We start from the raw sequence: 17,566 nt of genomic DNA, 5'->3' as shown, positions 1-17,566 counted from the left end.
GGCGAAGAGCCCGGGCTCGCGCATTTCTCTCGCGTTCCGGAAAGACAGGGAGAAAATAGCCTGTGATCATCGAGCGCGAGAAGGACGTCACGGCCGCGGCCCTGGCGGTAATGGAGCGGACATCCGATCCGCGGCTGCGCGAGATCATGCTCTCCCTGGTCAAGCATTTGCACGCCTTCGTCCGCGATGTCAGGCTGACCGAGAAGGAGTTCCGCGACGCCGCGGCGATTGTGGCCGAGCTCGGCAAGCTGACCACCGACACGCATAACGAAGTCGTGCTGATGGCGGGGTCGCTCGGCGTCTCCTCGCTGGTGTGCCTGCTCAACAACGGCGATCAAGGCAATACGGAGACCGATCAATCATTGCTCGGGCCGTTCTGGCGGTTGAATTCGCCCCGGGTCGAGAATGGCGGATCGATCGTGCGCTCGGAGACACCGGGGGCCACGCTGTTCGTCAGCGGCCACGTCACTGGCAAGGACGGCCGGCCCGTCGGGGGTGCCGAGGTCGATGTCTGGCACGCCTCGCCGGTCGGCCTCTACGAGAACCAGGACCCCGAGCAGGCCGACATGAACCTGCGCGGCAAGTTCACGACCGATTCTGACGGGCGCTTTTCCTTCCGCTCGGTGATGATGGTCGGCTATCCCATTCCGACCGATGGTGTCGTCGGCCGCCTGCTCGCGGCGCAGGCCCGCCACCCCTATCGTCCCGCGCATCTGCATGCCCTGATCTTCAAGCCGGGATTCAAGGTGCTGATCTCGCAGGTCTATGATCCCAGCGACCCCCATATCGACAGCGACGTGCAGTTCGGTGTGACACAGGCGCTGATCGGCAAGTTCGTGCGCCACGATACGCCGCATCCGACGGCGAAGGACGCCTCATTGCCCTGGTATTCGCTCGACCATACCTACCGGCTCGAGGCCGGAGAGGCCGTGCTTCCGCGTGCGCCGATCAGGTAGCAGCGGCCGGCTGCCATGCGCGGGAACGCCGCCAAACCGGCTTTCCCAAATTAGTTATATCCTATAATGATTGGCGGAAGAGTTGACCGGCCGGACCGAAAACGGCCGGGGAGGAGTTCGCCAATGACATTCATCTATCCCACCGGCAGCAACGCGGCGCATCCGCTGCCGCTGTCGCCCGACTACAAGAGCTCGATCAAGCGCGCGCCGAACAAGCCCTTGATTCCGATGCCCCATACGCTGTCGGAGCTGACCGGGCCGGTCTACGGCCACGAGACCGTGCGCGAGGGCGACAACGACCTCACCCGCCAGCACGCGGGCGAGCCGCTCGGCGAGCGCATCATCGTGCATGGCCATGTGCGCGACGAGGACGGCCGCGGCGTGCCGAACTCGCTCGTCGAGATCTGGCAGGCCAATTCCTGCGGCCGTTATGTCCACGTCCGTGATCAGCATCCGGCGCCGCTCGATCCGAATTTCACCGGCGCGGGCCGCACCGTGAGCGATGCGTCCGGCTATTATCGCTTCGTGACGATCAAGCCTGGCGCCTACCCTTGGGGCAATCACCACAATGCCTGGCGTCCAGCGCACATCCATCTGTCGGTGTTCGGCCATTCCTTCGTCACGCGCCTGGTGACGCAGATGTATTTCCCGAACGACCCCTTGTTCCCGTTCGACCCGATCTTCAACTCGGTGCCGGACGAGAAGGCGCGAGCGCGGATGGTCTCGTCGTTCGACTTGGAGAATACCCAGCCCGAATGGGCGCTGTGCTACCGCTTCGACATCGTGCTGCGCGGCAAGGACGCCACCCCCATGGAGAACCATTAAGTGCAAGAGTCCGCGAAGCCCGACGGGATCACCCCATCGCAGACGGTCGGTCCGTTCTTCAAATACGGCCTGACGCCGACCGGCGAGTACGCCTGGAACGACGCGTTCACCAATTCGACGCTGACGCCCGATGTCACCGGCGATCGCATCCGCATCGAGGGCCGGGTGTTCGATGGCGACGGCGTGGCCGTCCCCGATTGCATGCTGGAGATCTGGCAGGCGGATGCGCAGGGCCGCTTTGCCGATCCCCAGGACAAGCGCGCGCTGCCGAATGCGAGCTTCCGCGGCTTTGCCCGCTGCGGCACTGACAAGGACGGCAACTATTCCTTCGAGACCATCAAGCCGGGTGTCGTGCCCGATCCTGCTGGCAAGCCGCAGGCGCCGCACATCCTGGTTGCGGTGTTTGGCCGCGGCATGCTCAGGCATCTCTACGCCCGCATCTATTTCAGCGACGAGGCCGGCAACGCCGCCGATCCCGTGCTGGCGCTGGTGCCGGCTGACCGCCGCGCCACGCTCACTGCGGTCCGCGAGGCCGGCAAGCCGGTCTACCGGCTCGACCTGCACCTGCAGGGCGACAACGAGACGGTGTTCTTCGACGTATGAGGGCAGGGCGTGCCGGGGAGGCCTGCTCCTCGGCACACATATCTCATTCGGCGCATCGGAGCCGGTGCTGCGTTGCCGCATCAGACTCGAACGTTGATTTTTGCGCGGTTGTGCGTCAGCCTCGCTGACTCAATACCGATGACTTGACGCCTAATCTCCGTATTCATGCGGGGTTCGTGAAATACAATTCCGGCGCGAATCAATCCCGTATTTACCGTAGTCGTCTAGGGTGGCCGCAGTTTCGACGCCGACCTGGATTGTTTCATGAAATTTCGTCTGTCCTTGTCCTCTGCGATCGTCGCGTTTGGCATCGTTCTCGCCATTGGTTTCGCCGCCGTTGTTTCGACCAGCCTGTACGCCCTAAAAGAGCTCAAGGTCGGCGGTCCGCTCTATTCCGACATCAAGCTCGGCAATGACCTCATCGCCGACATCCTGCCGCCGCCCGAATACATCATCGAAGCCTATCTCGAGGCGACGCTGGCCATGCGCGAGCCGGATCAGCTGGCGGCCCACGGCGAGCGTCTGGTCCAGCTCCGCAAGGACTACGACGAGCGCAAGGCGTTCTGGGTCTCCTCCAGCCTCTCGGCCGACCTCAAGACCGCGCTGGTGTCGAAATCCGATGCGGAGGTGCAGAAATTCTGGAAGGCATCGGATCAGCTTCTGCCCGCCCTCAAGGCCAAGGACGCGGCGGCTTCCGAGCGCGTCTATGCGCAGCTCAAGGAGGCCTATACCGCGCATCGCGCCGTCATCGACAGCATCGTCGAGAGTGCTAACAAGCGGAATGCCGCCATGGAGAAGCTGGCCGCGGACCGCGACAGCGCGATGCTCTATATCCTCCTCGGCGTCTCCATCGCCGTCCTCGCCTTCGTTACCGCCGGCCTGCTGGGTGTTGCCCTCGGCGTGGTGCGCCCGATCGTGCGCATGACGGACACGATGCAGAAGCTCGCGACCGGCGATCTCGCCGCCGAGATTCCGTTCGCGCAGCGCCAGGACGAGGTCGGCTCGATGGCGGGCGCGCTTGTGGTGTTCAAGCAGGCGGCGGTCGAGAACTCCCGTCTGCGCGAGGAGCAGTTGCGGCAGGAACGGGCGGCGGCGCTCGCCAAGCGCTCCGCCCTGCACCAGATGGCCGAAACGGTCGAGCGCGAGACCGGCCGCTCGGTCGATACCGCGACTGCGGCGACGCAGGGCGTGGAGCAAGCCGCCTCCGGCCTCTCTGAGATCGCAAAGTCGCTCTCTGCGCAGTCGCAGGCGGTGGCGGCGGCCTCGACCCAGGCGCTCGGCAGCTCGCAGGCCGTCTCCGCTGCGGCCGAAGAGTTGAGCGCCTCGATCCGCGAGATCACGAGCCAGGTCGCGCGGACCAGCACCGTCACCAAATCGGCCGTCGCCGGCCGCGAGCAGGCGCGTTCGACCATTCAGGCGCTGGCCGGATCGGTGAAGAAGATCGCGGAGGTCTCCGACCTCATCGGCGGCATCGCAGGCCAGACCAACCTCCTCGCGCTCAACGCGACGATCGAGGCGGCGCGCGCCGGCGAGGCCGGCCGCGGCTTCGCGGTGGTTGCCGCCGAGGTGAAGTCCCTGTCCGACCAGACTGCCAAGTCCACCGAGGAGATCGGCCGGCTGATTGCAGAGATCCAGGCCTCGACGCAGGCCGCGGTCGACGCCGTCGAGGCCATGGGAGGCCACATCATCGAGATCGACGGCGTGGCGACATCGGTCGCTGCCGCAATGGAACAGCAGGATGCCGCGACCCGGGAGATCACGCGGTCGATTTCCGAATCGGCCTCCGCCGCACAGGAGGTCTCGGCCAAGATCGGCGACGTCAGCCGCGATGCCGCCTCCGTCAACCAGCGCGCCGCGGATGTGAGGCAGGCGATCGCCGGGATGACGGCCAATCTCGATCAACTGCGCGCGATTGTTGTGCGGACGGTGCGCGACTCGACCGCCGCAGCCTGAGCCGGCGGCAGCCGCTGGTGCCCGGGCATGTGATCGTGCAGTATGACGCGGGACAGGGGCATCGTGGTTCATGACATCTCCACAATTGCCGGCGGTCGTTGAGCCCGCCCGACTGACGGCCGCGCTGCGCCGGGGCGGCGCGCTGGATGCAGGCGCCGTCCGCGAGGTGAAGGTGCTGCATCAGCGCGACACAGTGGTGTCGCATATCGTCAGGCTCGGGCTGCGCTATGTCGGCGAGTCCGCCGGTGCTCCGCAGTCGCTGATCCTCAAGACGCCCAATGCCGCTTTCGCCAAGCGCCTCGCCAATGGCGGCCGGCGCGAGGTGGGCTATTACACGCAGCTGGTGCCGCAGATGCCGCCGGGACTCGTGCCGCGCTGCTTTGATGGGCATTTCGACGAGGACAGCTTCGCCTGGCATCTGCTCCTGGAAGATCTCACCGACAGCCACGAGATCGCGACGGCCTGGCCGGTGCCGCCGTCGCGTGAGCAGACGTTCGCCATCGTCACGACGCTGGCGCGCTGGCATGCAGCCTGGTGGGACCATCCGAGCCTCGGCGAGACCCTCGGCACCTGGGCCAGCGTGGAGGACAGCGCGCAACGCATGGAGACGTTCGCGGGGCATTACGACCGCTTTGCCGATCTTCTCGGCGATCGCCTCAGCGAGGAACGGCGGATCCTCTATCGTCGGCTCATCGATCAGTCGGAGCGGCTGTCCCAGCGTTACCATTCACGCCGCCACCTCAGTATCACGCATGGCGATGCCCATGTCTGGAATTTCCTGCTGCCGCGCACGGGAATCGATGACACCGTGCGCATCTTCGATTTCGATCTTTGGAGCATCGACGTTCCGACGCACGATCTCGCCTACATGATGGCGATGCATTGGTATCCGGAACGCCGGCAGGCGCTCGAACGGCTGCTGCTCAATCTCTACCACGACACGCTGATCGAGAGCGGCATCACCGGCTATTCGCGCGGAGCGCTCGACCGCGACTATCGCTGGGCGGTGCTCTGGCAGATCACGCGGCCGGTCTGGCAGTGGAGCATCAACATCCCGCCGCTGATCTGGTGGAACAATCTGGAGCGGGCGTTTGCGGCCGTGGATGATTTGGGCTGCGAGGAGCTGTTGTAGCGCTGTTGTGTCCCGGACGCGGTGCAACGTGTAGCGCTGCGCTGCGTCCGGGGCCCGAGATCCGCTACTCCATCACCGCATGCTCCGGCCCCGCCGCCTGCTTGCGCAGCGTCGCCTTGGTCGAGCCGATCAGCAAAGCGAGCGGGATGGTGCAGAGGATGAAGAGCATCACCAGCTGGTAGTCGTGCGCGAAGGCGATGATCTGCGCCTGCACGTTGACCATTCTGTCGGCCATGGCGCGGCCGGTGTCGGTCGACAGATTGATGATGCCGCTGACGCCGGGCATCTGCAGCGCGTGGTTGAACGGGTTGATGTGCTCGGACAGGATCGCGTAGGTCCATCGCGTGCCTTGCGTCAATTGCGCGATCACGACGGAAATGCCGACCGAGCTCGCGACGTTGCGCATCAGGGTCAGCATCGCGGTGCCGTCGGTGCGCAGCTCGTTCGACAGTGTCAGGAACGCCACGGTCGAGAGCGGCACGAAGACGAGGCCGAAGCCAAAACCCTGGATGACGCTGACCGTGACGATCTCCGGCACCTGGGTCAGATCGGTCCAGCCGGTCATCTGGAACAGCGAGCCCGCCGTCAGCGTCAGGCCGCAGATGATCAGCGTGCGCGCCTCGATATAACGCATCATGCGGCCGACCAGCATCATGGCGAAGAAGGTGCCGATGCCGCGGGTCGCCAGCAGCAGGCCGGCGGTGATGATGGGATAGCCGATCACGTTCTGCATGTAGGGCGAGGCGAGTGCCATGGTCGAGAACAGGACGAGCCCCATCACGATCATGAACAGGCAGCCGGTGACGAAGTTGCGGTCCCGGAACAGGGCGAAGCGGATGAACGGGGTCGAGGTCGTGAAGGAATGCGCGAGGAAGAAGTAGAACGCGACGGCCGAGACGATGAACTCGGCGAGGATCTCGTTCGATTCCAGCCAGCCCAATTGCTCACCGCGGTCGAGCGCGAGCTGGAGCGCGCCGATCGCGACCGCCAGCGCGGCGAAGCCGAACCAGTCGAATTTGAGGCTGAAATCCTTCCTGGTCTCGTCCATGAAGACGACCAGCCCGAGCACGGTGATGATGCCGAACGGCAGGTTGACGAAGAACACCCAGTGCCAGGAATAGGTCTCGGTGAGCCAGGCTCCCAGCGACGGTCCCATGATCGGACCCATCATCACGCCCATGCCCCAGATCGCCATCGCCTTGGCGCGTTCCTGAAGCGTGTAATAGTCGAGCATGACCGATTGCGACAGCGGTACCAGCGCTGCGCCGAACACGCCCTGCAGCAGGCGGAACAGCACCATCTGGTTGATGTCCTGCGCGAGGCCGCACAGCACCGATGCCATGGTGAAGCCGGCCGAGCAGATGATGAAGATGCGCTTGCGGCCGAAGCGGTTGGCGATCCAGCCCACCGGCGCCGTCATGATCGCGGCGGCGACGATGTAGGAGGTCAGCACCCAGTTGATCTGGTCCTGCGAGGCCGACAGCGTGCCCTGCATGTAGGGGAGGGCGACATTGGCGATGGTCGTGTCGAGCGCCTGCATGATGGTCGCGGTCATGGCGCAGATCGTCACCATGTTCCGGCGCAGGCCGGGGACCATCAGGCTGGCATTGGGGCCGGACATCGCGCCAGTCCTTGTCTTATTCTTTATCCTGGCCCGCGGTCGCGGACAGGCCGAGCAGGCCGGCAAGCGACCGCCGATGACCGGTGTCGATGGTGGCGTAGACGCTCATGCCGGCTTTCAGCTTCCGCACATATTTGTCGGTCTCGTCAAAATAGATGCGGATCGGCACACGCTGCACCACCTTGACGAAATTGCCCATGGCGTTCTGCGGCGGCAGGATCGCGAATTGCGCGCCGGTGCCGGGCGAGAGCGAGCCGATCTTGCCCTTGAAGACATGGTTGGGGAACGCGTCGACCTCGAGCGTGACGGACTGGCCTTCGGTGACATAGGTGAGGTCGCTCTCCTTCGGATTGGCGTCGACCCAGGGATGGGCGACGTCGATGATGGAGAACACCGGCGTGCCGGCGGGCACATAGCGGCCGAGCTGAATCTGCTCGACCTGCGTCGCCACTCCATCCATCGGCGCGCGCAGCACGGTGTGGTCGAGGTTGCGCTGCGCGTCATCCAGCTTGGCTTTTGCCTGAGCGTAGGGCGGGAATTGCTCGAGCGGCAGATCAGGGTTGCCGAGCAGCTGGGTCTTTGCGTTGGAGAGCTGCTGCTTGATGTACTGCGCCTGCGCCCCGGCGGTGACCAGTGCGTTGGAGGCGTTGTCGAGATCGAGCTGGGAGCCGAAATTGTTCTTCACCAGCGCCTGCTTGCGCTCGACGTCGCGCTGCTTCAGATCGATGCCCTGCTGGGCGAGGCCCAACATGTCGCCGTAGATCTTGATGTTGGCGACGAGGTTGTCATAGGTCGTGCGCGCCTGCGCGAGCTGCGCCTTGGTCTCCTCGACCGCGAGGCGGAAAGGAACCGGGTCGATCTCGAACAGTTCGTCGCCGCGCTTGACCGACTGGCCTTCCTTGACGATGACTTTCAGGATCTTGCCGGAGATGTCGGGTGTCACCAGCACCTTCTGTGCGCCGACATAGGCATCGTCGGTGCCGACATAGCGGCCCCCATGCAGATAGAAGGTGATGCCGCCGATGGCGACGATGACAGGCAGCACGACCAGGAGCAGGAAACGGCGATAGCGGCGCAGGCCCGCCAGCAGGCGGCGGCGCGGATCGGTGCCGGCCTTCTTGGTCGGCTTGCCGCTGTCGCTCTTCTGCTCGGGCTGCAACTTGACGACCTGATCAGCCATGGCGCTGCTCCTTGCGTGCTTGCTCCGCGCCGGATGCCTGGATCGCGGTTCGCACGTTTTCCTTGATGGTTTCGAGCTGGGTGAGGAGGCGGTGCGCGTCCGCCGGATTGATGCCGTCGAGCGCGTTCGCCGTCAGCTCCGACTTCAGGCCGCTCATGCGGCCGAGCAATTGCCGCCCGGCCTTCTTGAGGTACAGGCGCTTGACCCGGCGATCCGAAGCGTCGCTGCGGCGCTCGATCCAGTCGTTGTCGCAGAGCTTGTCGATCAGCCGTGTCAGCGTGATCGGCTGCATCTCCAGGAGCTCGGCGAGCTCGGACTGCTTCATGCCCTCGCTGCGCTCCACCTTGGCCAGCACCGCCCATTGCGCCCGGGTGATGCCGAAGCGCGAGGCCTCCTTGTCGGCATAGACGCGCAAGAGGCGATAGAGCTCACCGAGCGTGAACAGGAAATTCTGGTCGACCGACCCGCGCGTCATGAGCGTGGTCTCCAATAAGCTTGAATATTATAAGCAAGCTTATGATTAATTCACGGACCGGGGGCGCGGTGCTGTCCCGCGGGAGGAGCATGGCTGGCAGCCGGACGGCTCGTCGTGCTTTGGGTTCCCCCGCCGAAATGCTAGAAGACGGCGACATGAGCCTCGCAAAGCCGGCATTCCCCGCGCCCGACCATGATCACGGCCGCTGCACCGCGGACGCGCTTGCGCATGCCGAGGTGGTCTGCCAGCAGCGCGCGCAGAAATTCACGCCGATCCGCCGCCAGGTGTTGGGTGCCTTGCTCTCCAGCCACCGCCCGCTCGGCGCCTACGAAATCATCGACGAGCTTGCCAAGTCGATGGCGCGGCCGGCACCGATCACGATCTATCGTGCGCTCGACTTCCTGATGGCCAACGGCCTCGTGCATCGCATCGAAAGCCGCAACGCCTATCTCGCTTGCGCAGCCCACGACCACGATTCGACCTCCGCGGTGGCGTTCCTGATCTGCGAGCGCTGCGGCCTGGTCGGCGAGATCTCCTCGGCGTCCTTCGCCAAGGACCTCAACGCCGCCGCGCGCAGCTCAGGCTTCGCGCCAAAGCTGTCTGTGGTGGAGATCACGGGCGTCTGCACGCATTGTCAGAAAATGTCTTGAAGCAACAACGGCGCAAAGCCGGATTTTTGGGAAGAAATGTCCGCACCTCAAGCCATACCGTCCGCCGGCCGTCCCCTCAGTGCCGGCGCCATCGCCCTGATGCTCATGCTATGCCTGACCTGGGGATTCAACCAGATCGCGGTGAAGCTGGTGCTGCCGGACATTCCGCCGATGCTCCAGGCCACCATCCGCTCGATGGGCGCGCTGCCGGTGCTGTTCCTCATCGGCACCTTTCGCGGCGTCAAATTCTTCGAACGTGACGGCACCTGGAAGCCCGGCCTGATCGCCGGGCTGATGTTCGGCATCGAGTTCGTGTTGATCTTCCAGGGGCTGCACTTCACGTCTGCTTCTCGTGCGGTGGTGTTCCTCTACACCGCGCCGTTCTTCGTGGCGCTCGGCTCCTACCAGGTGCTCGGCGAGCGTCTCGGTGGCGCGCAATGGCTCGGCCTAGCCATCAGCTTTGCCGGCGTGGCGCTTGCGATCGGCGTGCCCCAGCCCAATGTCGATTCGCAGGTTCTGCTCGGCGATCTCATGATCGTCGGGGGCGCCGCGCTGTGGGCCGCGACGACGCTGGTTGCCAAGGGCACGCGGCTGCGCTTCGCCGCGCCCGAGAAGGCCCTGGGTTATCAGGTCGCGACCTCGATCCCGATCCTGGGGCTGGCGGCCTGGCTGTTCGGCGAATCCATCACCCACACTCCGTCGCCGCTGTCGCTCGGCCTGATGGCCTTCCAGGCGATCTGGGTGGTCGGAACCACGTTCACGCTTTGGTTCGCGCTGGTGAAGGCCTATTCGGCCAGCAAATTGTCCGCTTTTACCTTCATCACCCCTTTGTTTGGCGTGGTGGGTAGCTATTTCATCATGCATGACACCCTGAGCCTGACATTCGGGGCCGCAGCGGTCCTTGTAATTGCTGGGCTTTTTCTGGTTAACCGTCCCAGCCCATCGGTTGCGGCGCCGCGCGATGCATTGCTGAACGTCACCAAAACCTGATATTTGGACCGCCATGAACAAGCTCGAAAACCCTCTCGATTCAGACATTGCGGGCCCGGCGCCCCGGCATCGGACCACCCAGGTCAAGGTCGGCAACGTCGCTGTGGGCGGCGGTGCGCCGATCGTCGTGCAGTCGATGACCAACACCGATACCGCCGATGTCGAAGGCACCATCGCCCAGGTCGCAGCGCTCGCGCGCGCCGGCTCCGAAATGGTCCGCATCACCGTGGACCGCGAGGAGGCTGCGGCCGCCGTTCCGCACATCCGCGACGGCCTCGCCAAGCGCGGCATCACTACGCCTCTGATCGGCGACTTCCACTATATCGGCCACAAGCTGCTCGCGGCCTATCCGGCCTGCGCCGAGGCCCTGGCCAAATACCGCATCAATCCCGGCAATGTCGGCTTCAAGGACAAGCGCGACACCCAGTTCGCCGACATCATCGAGATCGCGAACAAGAACAACAAGCCGGTGCGCATCGGCGCCAATTGGGGCTCGCTCGACCAGGAGCTTCTGACCAAGCTGATGGACGAGAACGCGGCCTCGCCCAATCCGCGCGACGTGCGCGCGGTGACGCGCGAGGCCATGGTGCAGTCGGCGCTGCTCTCGGCGGCGCGCGCCGAAGAGCTCGGCATGCCCAAGGACCGCATCATCCTCTCGGCAAAAGTCTCGGCGGTGCAGGATCTCATCGCGGTCTATCAGGATCTCGCGTCCCGTTCGGACTACGCCATCCATCTCGGTCTCACCGAGGCCGGCATGGGCTCGAAGGGCATCGTTGCGTCCTCGGCCGCGCTCGGCATCCTCTTGCAGCAGGGCATCGGCGACACCATCCGAATCTCGCTGACGCCCGAGCCCGGCGGCGACCGCACCCGCGAGGTGCAGGTCGGCCAGGAGCTCCTGCAGACCATGGGCTTCCGCACTTTCGTGCCGCTGGTTGCCGCCTGCCCCGGCTGCGGCCGCACCACCTCGACCACGTTCCAGGAGCTGGCCCGCTCGATCCAGGATTTCATCCGCGACGAGATGCCGACCTGGAAGACCAAATATCCCGGCGTGGAAGAGCTCAACGTCGCGGTGATGGGCTGCATCGTCAACGGCCCCGGCGAGTCCAAGCACGCCAATATCGGTATCTCGCTGCCCGGCACCGGCGAAGCGCCGGCCGCGCCCGTCTTCGTCGACGGCAAGAAGTTCCGCACGCTGCGCGGCCCGACCATCTCCGCCGACTTCAAGGCGCTGGTGATCGACTACATCGACCAGCGCTACGGCCAAGGCGCCAAGGTGCCGGCGCCTGCGGCAGAGTAGGCGCTCCTCAACATCGGAATCGTAGGGCGGGTTAGCACAGCCTAACCCGCCTATTTTTTTGCGGGCGCGAGGTGGCGGGTTACGCTTCGCTAACCCGCCCTACGTTGCTACGATGGCTCCCAATCAAGAACGATCGGGAGACACGCCATGAGCTCACTCGCCGGCAAGCAGGGCCCGCGCTATCGTCACACCGCTGAAGACGGCGCGCCGTACGAGACCATCGTCGTCGAGAAGCTCACCCCCATCATCGGCGCGGAAATCTCCGGCGTTGATATCGGCAAGCTCGTCTCGGACGATGCCCGCTCCAACCGGCAGATGGACGAGATCCACCGCGCGCTCGCCGAGAACCTCGTCATCTTCTTCCGCGACCAGCACATCACGCCGCAGCAGCATCTCGCCTTCGGCCGCAAGTTCGGCGAGCTGCATTTTCATCCCGCCGCCCCGCATGAGGACGAAGACCCCGCCTTGATGAAGATCTATGCGGACAAGAACTCGCCGCGCGCCAATGGCGAGGGCTGGCACTCCGACGTGTCCTGCGATCTCGAGCCGCCGATGGGCTCGATCCTCTACATCAAGCAATGCCCGCCCCGCGGCGGCGACACGCTGTTTGCCAACATGTACGCGGCCTATGAGGCGCTGTCGGAGCGCATGAAAGCCTATCTCGATGGCCTGACGGCGCTGCACGATGGCGAGCCGATCTATCGCGGCCTTTACGCCAACTATGGCGTCGCCGATCGTCCCTCCTATCCCCATGCCGAGCATCCCGTGGTGCGCACCCATCCGGTCACGGCGAAGAAAGCGCTCTACGTCAACCGCGGCTTCACCCGCCACATCAACGGCATCCCGCGCGACGAGAGCGACGCAATGCTCGCCTATCTCTACCAGCACGCCGAGAACCCGCTGTTCCAGTGCCGCTTCCGCTGGACCGAGAACGCCATCGCCTTCTGGGACAACCGCTGCACCCAGCACCGCGCGATGTGGGACTACTGGCCGCACACACGCTCGGGCACGCGCGTGACGGTGAAGGGAGAGCGGCCGGTCTAATGGGCCGGGCTCGGGAGACCAACATCAATCAGTCAGCTTCGCGCAAAGGAAAGCCCCGGACGCGAGACCGGGGCTTCGTTTGTCGAAGAAGTGCCAAAGTCAGTATTTGGCGACGATCGGGCCACCGAAGCGGTAATTGATGCGGGCGGTGACAATGTCGACATCCTGGCGGATCGTATCACCGCGCGTGACCCCCGGAACGATCGACGAGCTAAAGGTGATGTCGCGATGGCCCATGAACAGGTGATCGTATTCGAGCGCCAGCGACCAGTTCGGCGCGAAACCGAATTCGATGCCGGTGCCTACGACGCCGCCCCAGCGGGTCTCGGTGGCGCGATCAAACACCAAGCCGATGCTGGTGATCACGCCCTCGTACTTGTCGCGGGTGACGGCGGCGCCGCCTTTCACGTACCAGAGAACGTTGTTCCAGCTGTAGCCGACCTGGCCGGTGAATAGGCCGAGCGCATCAACCTCGGAGCGGTTGGTGAAATTGCCGTAGAACAAGCTGGAATTGGAGCCGGTGAAGTCGGCCCAGTTGCCCTGCGCCTCAACACCGAACACCCAATTGGTGGCCTGCCAGCGATAGCCGATCTGACCACCGACGGTGGCGCCGCTCGCATTGTGGCAGCCTTCCCGGAAGGGCGGCGCAACGGTGAAGCCGGCATCGTTGTAGATATCCCAGCACTTGTCGGCCCAGCCACCACCGCCGTTGATGCCGACGTAGAAGCCGCTCCAGTCGTAGATGGGGGCGATTGCGGGTGCCTTGGTGTAGGGTCGGGTAAGGTCAGCGGCCGACGCCGCGCCTGTGAACAGCGCCATCAGAGCGGCGGTTGCGAATGCGAGTTTCTTCATTTGACCCCGTAGACATTCAATGGACGATTCCAATTCAAACCCGCCCTAAATACCGGCTAGTTGCGCGTCCGTCCGTCGCTCCGCCGCAACAGTCGCCGACAATCTCCGCGAGCGTGGGAATCGCGCGATTGCCAGTGCCGCATCGCGCAATGACACGATCGTCATTTTCATTTAGTCTCAAATACTTAGTTGCCGACGCGATGGTCGGCCTGATCGCCCAAGACAGGGGGCGCCGTGGGGTCAGACCGCGCGTTGACGCTCGGACCTCCCTGCGTCAAGGTGATCAAAAGCAAAAAGCACCGCCGAAGGTCGCGTCATCTTTCGTCCCGAATGACTACAACTTCCTCACCGAAAGCGGTGCCGGCACCGGCATGCGTGAGCAGCAGCGGAGTAGCGCTTGAGGCACCTGCGGAGCGTCATCGTCGGGCTGGTCGCCTCGATCGTTCTGTCATCGCTTGCATTCGTCACGGCCGGCGAGGCTGCTATCGCGCGAAAGAGTGCGAGACATGGGCCGAAACCCTCACCTTCATTCAAGTGCGAGACGCCCAAATTCCGGATCGTCGTGGATGTCGGCCACACGCCGGACTCCTACGGTGCATTGAGCGCGCGCAACGATCCGGAGTTCGGCTTCAACTTCCGCCTCGCACGGCTCATCACGGCCAAGCTCAAGGCCGAGGGCTTTGCCGCAACCCGCCTGCTCGTCACCGACGGCAAGGCACGGCCGAGCCTGTTCAAGCGCGTCGGCGCTGCAAACGAAGGCCGCGCCGATCTGTTCCTGTCGGTCCATCATGATTCGGTGCCGGACAAGCTGCTCGAGACCTGGGAATTCGACGGCGCAAAGAGCTATTTCAGCGATCGCTTTTCGGGCCACTCGCTGTTCGTGTCGCGGCAGAATCCGCACTTTGCCGCCAGCCTGATGCTGGCCAGGATGATCGGCCGGCAATTGAAGCAGCAGGGCCTGCACTATGCCAGCCAGTACACGCTGCCGGTGATGGGCCGCTACCGGCGCCAGCTGCTCGACAAGGATGTCGGCGTCTACCGCTATGACGGGCTGGTCGTGCTGTCGCGCACGCGAAGCGCCGCCGTGCTGCTCGAGGCGGGCTCGATCATCAATCGCGACGAGGAAATGGAGATGAACTCGCCGGAGCGGCACGAGGCGGTCGCACAAGCCGTCGCGGCCGCGATGAGGGAGTTTTGCGAGAAGCGGTAGTTGGCTCAGGTCGTTCAGCGCTCCGTCATTGCGAGCGCAGCGAAGCAATCCAGAGTCTTTCCGCGGCGGCAGCCTTGATTGCTTCGCTACGCTCGCAATGACGAGCAAGCTACAGCGGCCCGGCTCGATATTCCCTATTCGCCAGGCTCGCCTCCTCCAGATCCAGATCGCGCTCGATCCGCCGCCGCGTCTCGTCGGTGATCTGGCCGTCGCGCAGCAGCTTGTGGATGAATTTGCGCTCGGCGGCGATCAGGTCGCGGGTCAGAGCGGTGCCGGCGGCAGAGATGTCGTGACGGTTGGGATCGAGCGAGTCCGGGAGCTGGTTGAAGCGGATCTCGTGGCGGGCGCGCAGCAGCCGCATCACCTCGTCGGAAACCTCTTTTTCCGCCGTGAGCGCGTCGAGCGATTTCAGCGCGGCCTCCAGCGCCTGACGGCGCGCGGCGATCTCCGCTTCGTGCTCGGCGGCATGCTCGTGACGACCGGCTTCGGCGACGCCGAGCCACCGCACGATCGGCGGCAGCGTCAGGCCGACGCCGATCAGCGTCACGAAGATGACACCGAAGGCGACGAACAGGATCAGGTCGCGATAGGGAAACGCCTCGCCGTTCGGCAGCGTGAACGGCAGCGCCAGCGCGGCGGCCAGCGACACCGCGCCGCGCACGCCGGTGAAGGCGAGCACGAACGGCCATTGCCATGGCGGCGACGGATCGCGCTCGCGCAGCGACCTGGAGAGCATCCGCGGCAGATAAGTTGCGGGATAGAGCCAGGCAAAACGCGCGAACACGACGATCACCAGGACCAATGCGGTTGCGATGAGAATGTCGTCGAGCGGAAAAGTCTTTGATTTCTCGTAGAGCGCGCGCATCTGGAAGCCGGTGAGCAGGAATAGCATGCCCTCGATCAGGTAGATCACGAGATCCCAGAAGAAGATGCCTTGCAGGCGCGTCGCCGAGGAGATCAGCAATGGGCCGTTCCAGCTGACGTAGAGGCCGCAGGCCACGGTTGCGATCACGCCGGAGCCGCCGACATGCTCGGGCAGCCAGTACGAGACATAGGGCGTGATCAGCGACAGCGTCAGCTCGACCTGCGGATCTCCGGACCATTTGCGAAGGCGTAAGGAGAGCCAGCCGACGCCGATGCCGAAGGCGATCTCGCCGGCGACGATGAGGAGGAATTCACCGGCCGCGAGCGGCAGTGAGAAGTGGCCGATGAGGATCGCGGCGAGCGCGAAGCGGTAGAGGATAAGCGCGGTGGCGTCGTTGGCGAGACCTTCGCCTTCGAGCACGACCAGGATGCGGCGCGGCATGTTCAGCCGGCGCGCGATCGCGAGCGGCGCCACCACATCGGGCGGCGCGACGATGGCCCCGAGCAGGAAGCCGACGGTCCAGGGCAGGCCGATCATGTAGTGTGTGGCGGCCGCCACCATCGCCGTGGTGAAGATCACGGCGCCGACCGCGAGCAGCACGATCGGACGCAGGTTCTTCTTGAATTCGCGCCAGCTCATCGCGACGCTGGCCGAGTAGATCAGTGGTGGCAGCACGACCAGCAGCACCAGCTCCGGCGGCAGCTCCACAGTCGGCATGCCCGGCACGAAAGCGAGGCCGACGCCCGCCAGCATCAGCAGGATGGCAGGGGCGACGTTGAAGCGTCGCGCGGCCAGTGCCACGCCTGCCAGCACGGCCAGCAGGATGAGAAAGGTCTGAAACTTCGCTTCCATGATGGTCTGTCTTGACCCGGAAGCGACGGCTAGGTCAATGCGCGGCTCAAGCCAGCCGCTCGGCCACCATTCGCCCAATCCGCGCGAACGCGGATGCGATCTGCGCCGCGCTCGGCGTGCCGCCCTGGGTATAGGCCGCGATCAGGATCGGCGTATCCGGCTTCGGCCAGGCGACCGCGATGTCGCCCGAGGCGTCCTTGCCGTTGTTGCCGGTCTTGTCGCCGATCTTCCAGCCTGCCGGGAGTCCGCCACGCAGGCGATTTGCGCCGGTCTTGCAGTTCACCATCCAGTCGGTGAGCAGGGCCCGCGAAGCAGGCGACAGCGCCTCGCCCGCGACCAGCCGGCGCAAATTTCCCGCCATCGCTGCCGGCGTCGTGGTGTCCCGGGGGTCGCCGGGTTGCGAGCGGTTGAGTTCGGGCTCGTTGTGGTCGAGCCGCGAGGTGGTATCGCCGAGCGACCGCCAGAAGGCGGTCAGCGCGGCGGGGCCGCCGATCCGCGCCAGCAGCAGATTGGCGCAGGTGTTGTCGCTGAGCTCGACGATGGCCTTGCACATCTCGCCGACCGACATCTTGCCGGCCGCGAGATTTTCCCTCGCCACCGGCGCGTATTCCAGCAGATCCGACTGGCCATACCGGATCATGGCCGCGAGTTGCTCCTCGCCGCGATCGACCCGCGCCAGCACGCTGGCGGCGAGCGAAGCCTTGAACGTCGAACACATCACGAACCGTTCGTCGGCGCGCCAGGAGAGCTTCTTGCCGGTTGCGAGATTCTCCGCATAGAGCCCGATCCGCCCGCCGCTCTCGCGCTCGTAGGATTCGAATTCTGATGGGGCATCCCCGGCGAGCGCAGGGGAGGCGGCCAACCAGGCGAATGAGGCGAGCAGGGAGCGGCGGTCGACAAGCATGGTGATTTCCAGGCGAGCAGGGGTGGGAGATGGAGCGGACGCTGCATCCGCGTCGTCATTGCGAGCGCAGCGAAACAATCCAGACTGTCTCCGCGGTGAGATTCTGGATTGCTTCGCTGCGTTCGCAATGACGGAGAATTGGATAGCGAGTGCGTCC

The 17,566-nt window shown here is 64.7% G+C and carries 16 protein-coding genes; 10 read left to right on the top strand and 6 right to left on the bottom strand.

Annotated elements, in window-relative coordinates; genetic code table 11:
- The first annotated feature begins 62 nt into the window (after positions 1-62).
- The 5 genes from I6F36_RS19300 (at position 63) to I6F36_RS19280 (ending at position 5,469) form a co-directional block, all read left to right on the top strand.
- Positions 63-956: a dioxygenase gene (locus tag I6F36_RS19300; RefSeq protein WP_225141296.1), complete on the top strand. Its 894-nt coding sequence runs from the start codon at positions 63-65 to the stop codon at positions 954-956.
- Positions 957-1,079: 123 nt separating this feature from the next.
- Positions 1,080-1,781, top strand: coding sequence for a protocatechuate 3,4-dioxygenase subunit beta (gene pcaH, locus I6F36_RS19295; protein WP_109142086.1), 702 nt, complete (start codon positions 1,080-1,082; stop codon positions 1,779-1,781).
- Positions 1,782-2,384, top strand: a complete 603-nt coding sequence (gene pcaG, locus I6F36_RS19290; RefSeq protein WP_225141294.1) for a protocatechuate 3,4-dioxygenase subunit alpha — start codon at positions 1,782-1,784, stop codon at positions 2,382-2,384.
- A gap of 264 nt (positions 2,385-2,648) precedes the next feature.
- The gene (locus I6F36_RS19285; RefSeq protein ID WP_036023954.1) at positions 2,649-4,337 is read left to right on the top strand and encodes a methyl-accepting chemotaxis protein; all 1,689 of its coding nucleotides are present in this window, start codon (positions 2,649-2,651) and stop codon (positions 4,335-4,337) included.
- Positions 4,338-4,407: 70 nt separating this feature from the next.
- Positions 4,408-5,469, top strand: coding sequence for a phosphotransferase (locus I6F36_RS19280; RefSeq protein ID WP_036023951.1), 1,062 nt, complete (start codon positions 4,408-4,410; stop codon positions 5,467-5,469).
- Between the two features lie 64 nt (positions 5,470-5,533).
- On the opposite strand, the gene I6F36_RS19275 is transcribed toward I6F36_RS19280, so the two are convergent.
- Genes I6F36_RS19275 through I6F36_RS19265 form a run of 3 tightly spaced genes read right to left on the bottom strand, consistent with a single transcriptional unit; the run spans position 5,534 to position 8,745 of the window.
- Positions 5,534-7,090, bottom strand: coding sequence for an MDR family MFS transporter (locus I6F36_RS19275; RefSeq protein WP_249782035.1), 1,557 nt, complete (start codon positions 7,088-7,090; stop codon positions 5,534-5,536).
- Between the two features lie 16 nt (positions 7,091-7,106).
- Positions 7,107-8,270 carry an HlyD family secretion protein gene (locus I6F36_RS19270; RefSeq protein WP_036023947.1) on the bottom strand — a complete coding sequence of 388 codons (1,164 nt, stop codon included), beginning with the start codon at positions 8,268-8,270 and terminating at the stop codon, positions 7,107-7,109.
- Positions 8,263-8,745 (bottom strand): MarR family winged helix-turn-helix transcriptional regulator, encoded by a 483-nt coding sequence (locus I6F36_RS19265; RefSeq protein WP_225134738.1) that lies wholly within the window; start codon positions 8,743-8,745, stop codon positions 8,263-8,265. The genes I6F36_RS19270 and I6F36_RS19265 overlap by 8 nt, the downstream gene beginning before the upstream one ends.
- A gap of 155 nt (positions 8,746-8,900) precedes the next feature.
- On the opposite strand from I6F36_RS19265, the gene I6F36_RS19260 reads away from it, so the two are divergent.
- From I6F36_RS19260 to I6F36_RS19245, 4 genes are all read left to right on the top strand, one after another.
- The gene (locus tag I6F36_RS19260; RefSeq protein WP_036002259.1) at positions 8,901-9,395 is read left to right on the top strand and encodes a Fur family transcriptional regulator; all 495 of its coding nucleotides are present in this window, start codon (positions 8,901-8,903) and stop codon (positions 9,393-9,395) included.
- A gap of 36 nt (positions 9,396-9,431) precedes the next feature.
- Complete coding sequence (locus tag I6F36_RS19255) at positions 9,432-10,385, top strand: DMT family transporter (protein ID WP_225171960.1); 954 nt, start codon at positions 9,432-9,434, stop codon at positions 10,383-10,385.
- A 13-nt stretch (positions 10,386-10,398) separates the two neighbouring features.
- Positions 10,399-11,682 carry a flavodoxin-dependent (E)-4-hydroxy-3-methylbut-2-enyl-diphosphate synthase gene (gene ispG / locus I6F36_RS19250; RefSeq protein WP_036038529.1) on the top strand — a complete coding sequence of 428 codons (1,284 nt, stop codon included), beginning with the start codon at positions 10,399-10,401 and terminating at the stop codon, positions 11,680-11,682.
- 147 nt (positions 11,683-11,829) lie between these two features.
- Entirely contained in the window at positions 11,830-12,726 is an 897-nt protein-coding gene (locus I6F36_RS19245; RefSeq protein WP_225141283.1) for a TauD/TfdA family dioxygenase, read from the top strand.
- A gap of 99 nt (positions 12,727-12,825) precedes the next feature.
- Here I6F36_RS19245 and I6F36_RS19240 read toward each other — a convergent pair whose 3' ends face one another.
- A complete protein-coding gene (locus I6F36_RS19240; RefSeq protein ID WP_225171959.1) occupies positions 12,826-13,578 on the bottom strand; it encodes an outer membrane protein in 753 nt (250 codons plus the stop codon).
- 397 nt (positions 13,579-13,975) lie between these two features.
- On the opposite strand from I6F36_RS19240, the gene I6F36_RS19235 reads away from it, so the two are divergent.
- Positions 13,976-14,788, top strand: a complete 813-nt coding sequence (locus I6F36_RS19235) for an N-acetylmuramoyl-L-alanine amidase (protein ID WP_225171958.1) — start codon at positions 13,976-13,978, stop codon at positions 14,786-14,788.
- Between the two features lie 109 nt (positions 14,789-14,897).
- Here I6F36_RS19235 and I6F36_RS19230 read toward each other — a convergent pair whose 3' ends face one another.
- Positions 14,898-16,505: a Na+/H+ antiporter gene (locus I6F36_RS19230; RefSeq protein WP_225171957.1), complete on the bottom strand. Its 1,608-nt coding sequence runs from the start codon at positions 16,503-16,505 to the stop codon at positions 14,898-14,900.
- A 46-nt stretch (positions 16,506-16,551) separates the two neighbouring features.
- Positions 16,552-17,409 carry a class A beta-lactamase gene (bla, locus tag I6F36_RS19225; RefSeq protein WP_225134742.1) on the bottom strand — a complete coding sequence of 286 codons (858 nt, stop codon included), beginning with the start codon at positions 17,407-17,409 and terminating at the stop codon, positions 16,552-16,554.
- Between the last annotated feature and the right edge of the window lie 157 nt (positions 17,410-17,566).

The sequence above is a fragment of the Bradyrhizobium sp. BRP19 genome, assembly GCF_020194195.1.
GTDB classification, from domain to species: Bacteria; Pseudomonadota; Alphaproteobacteria; order Rhizobiales; family Xanthobacteraceae; genus Bradyrhizobium; species Bradyrhizobium yuanmingense.
This window is presented reverse-complemented; position numbering and strand designations above follow the sequence as displayed.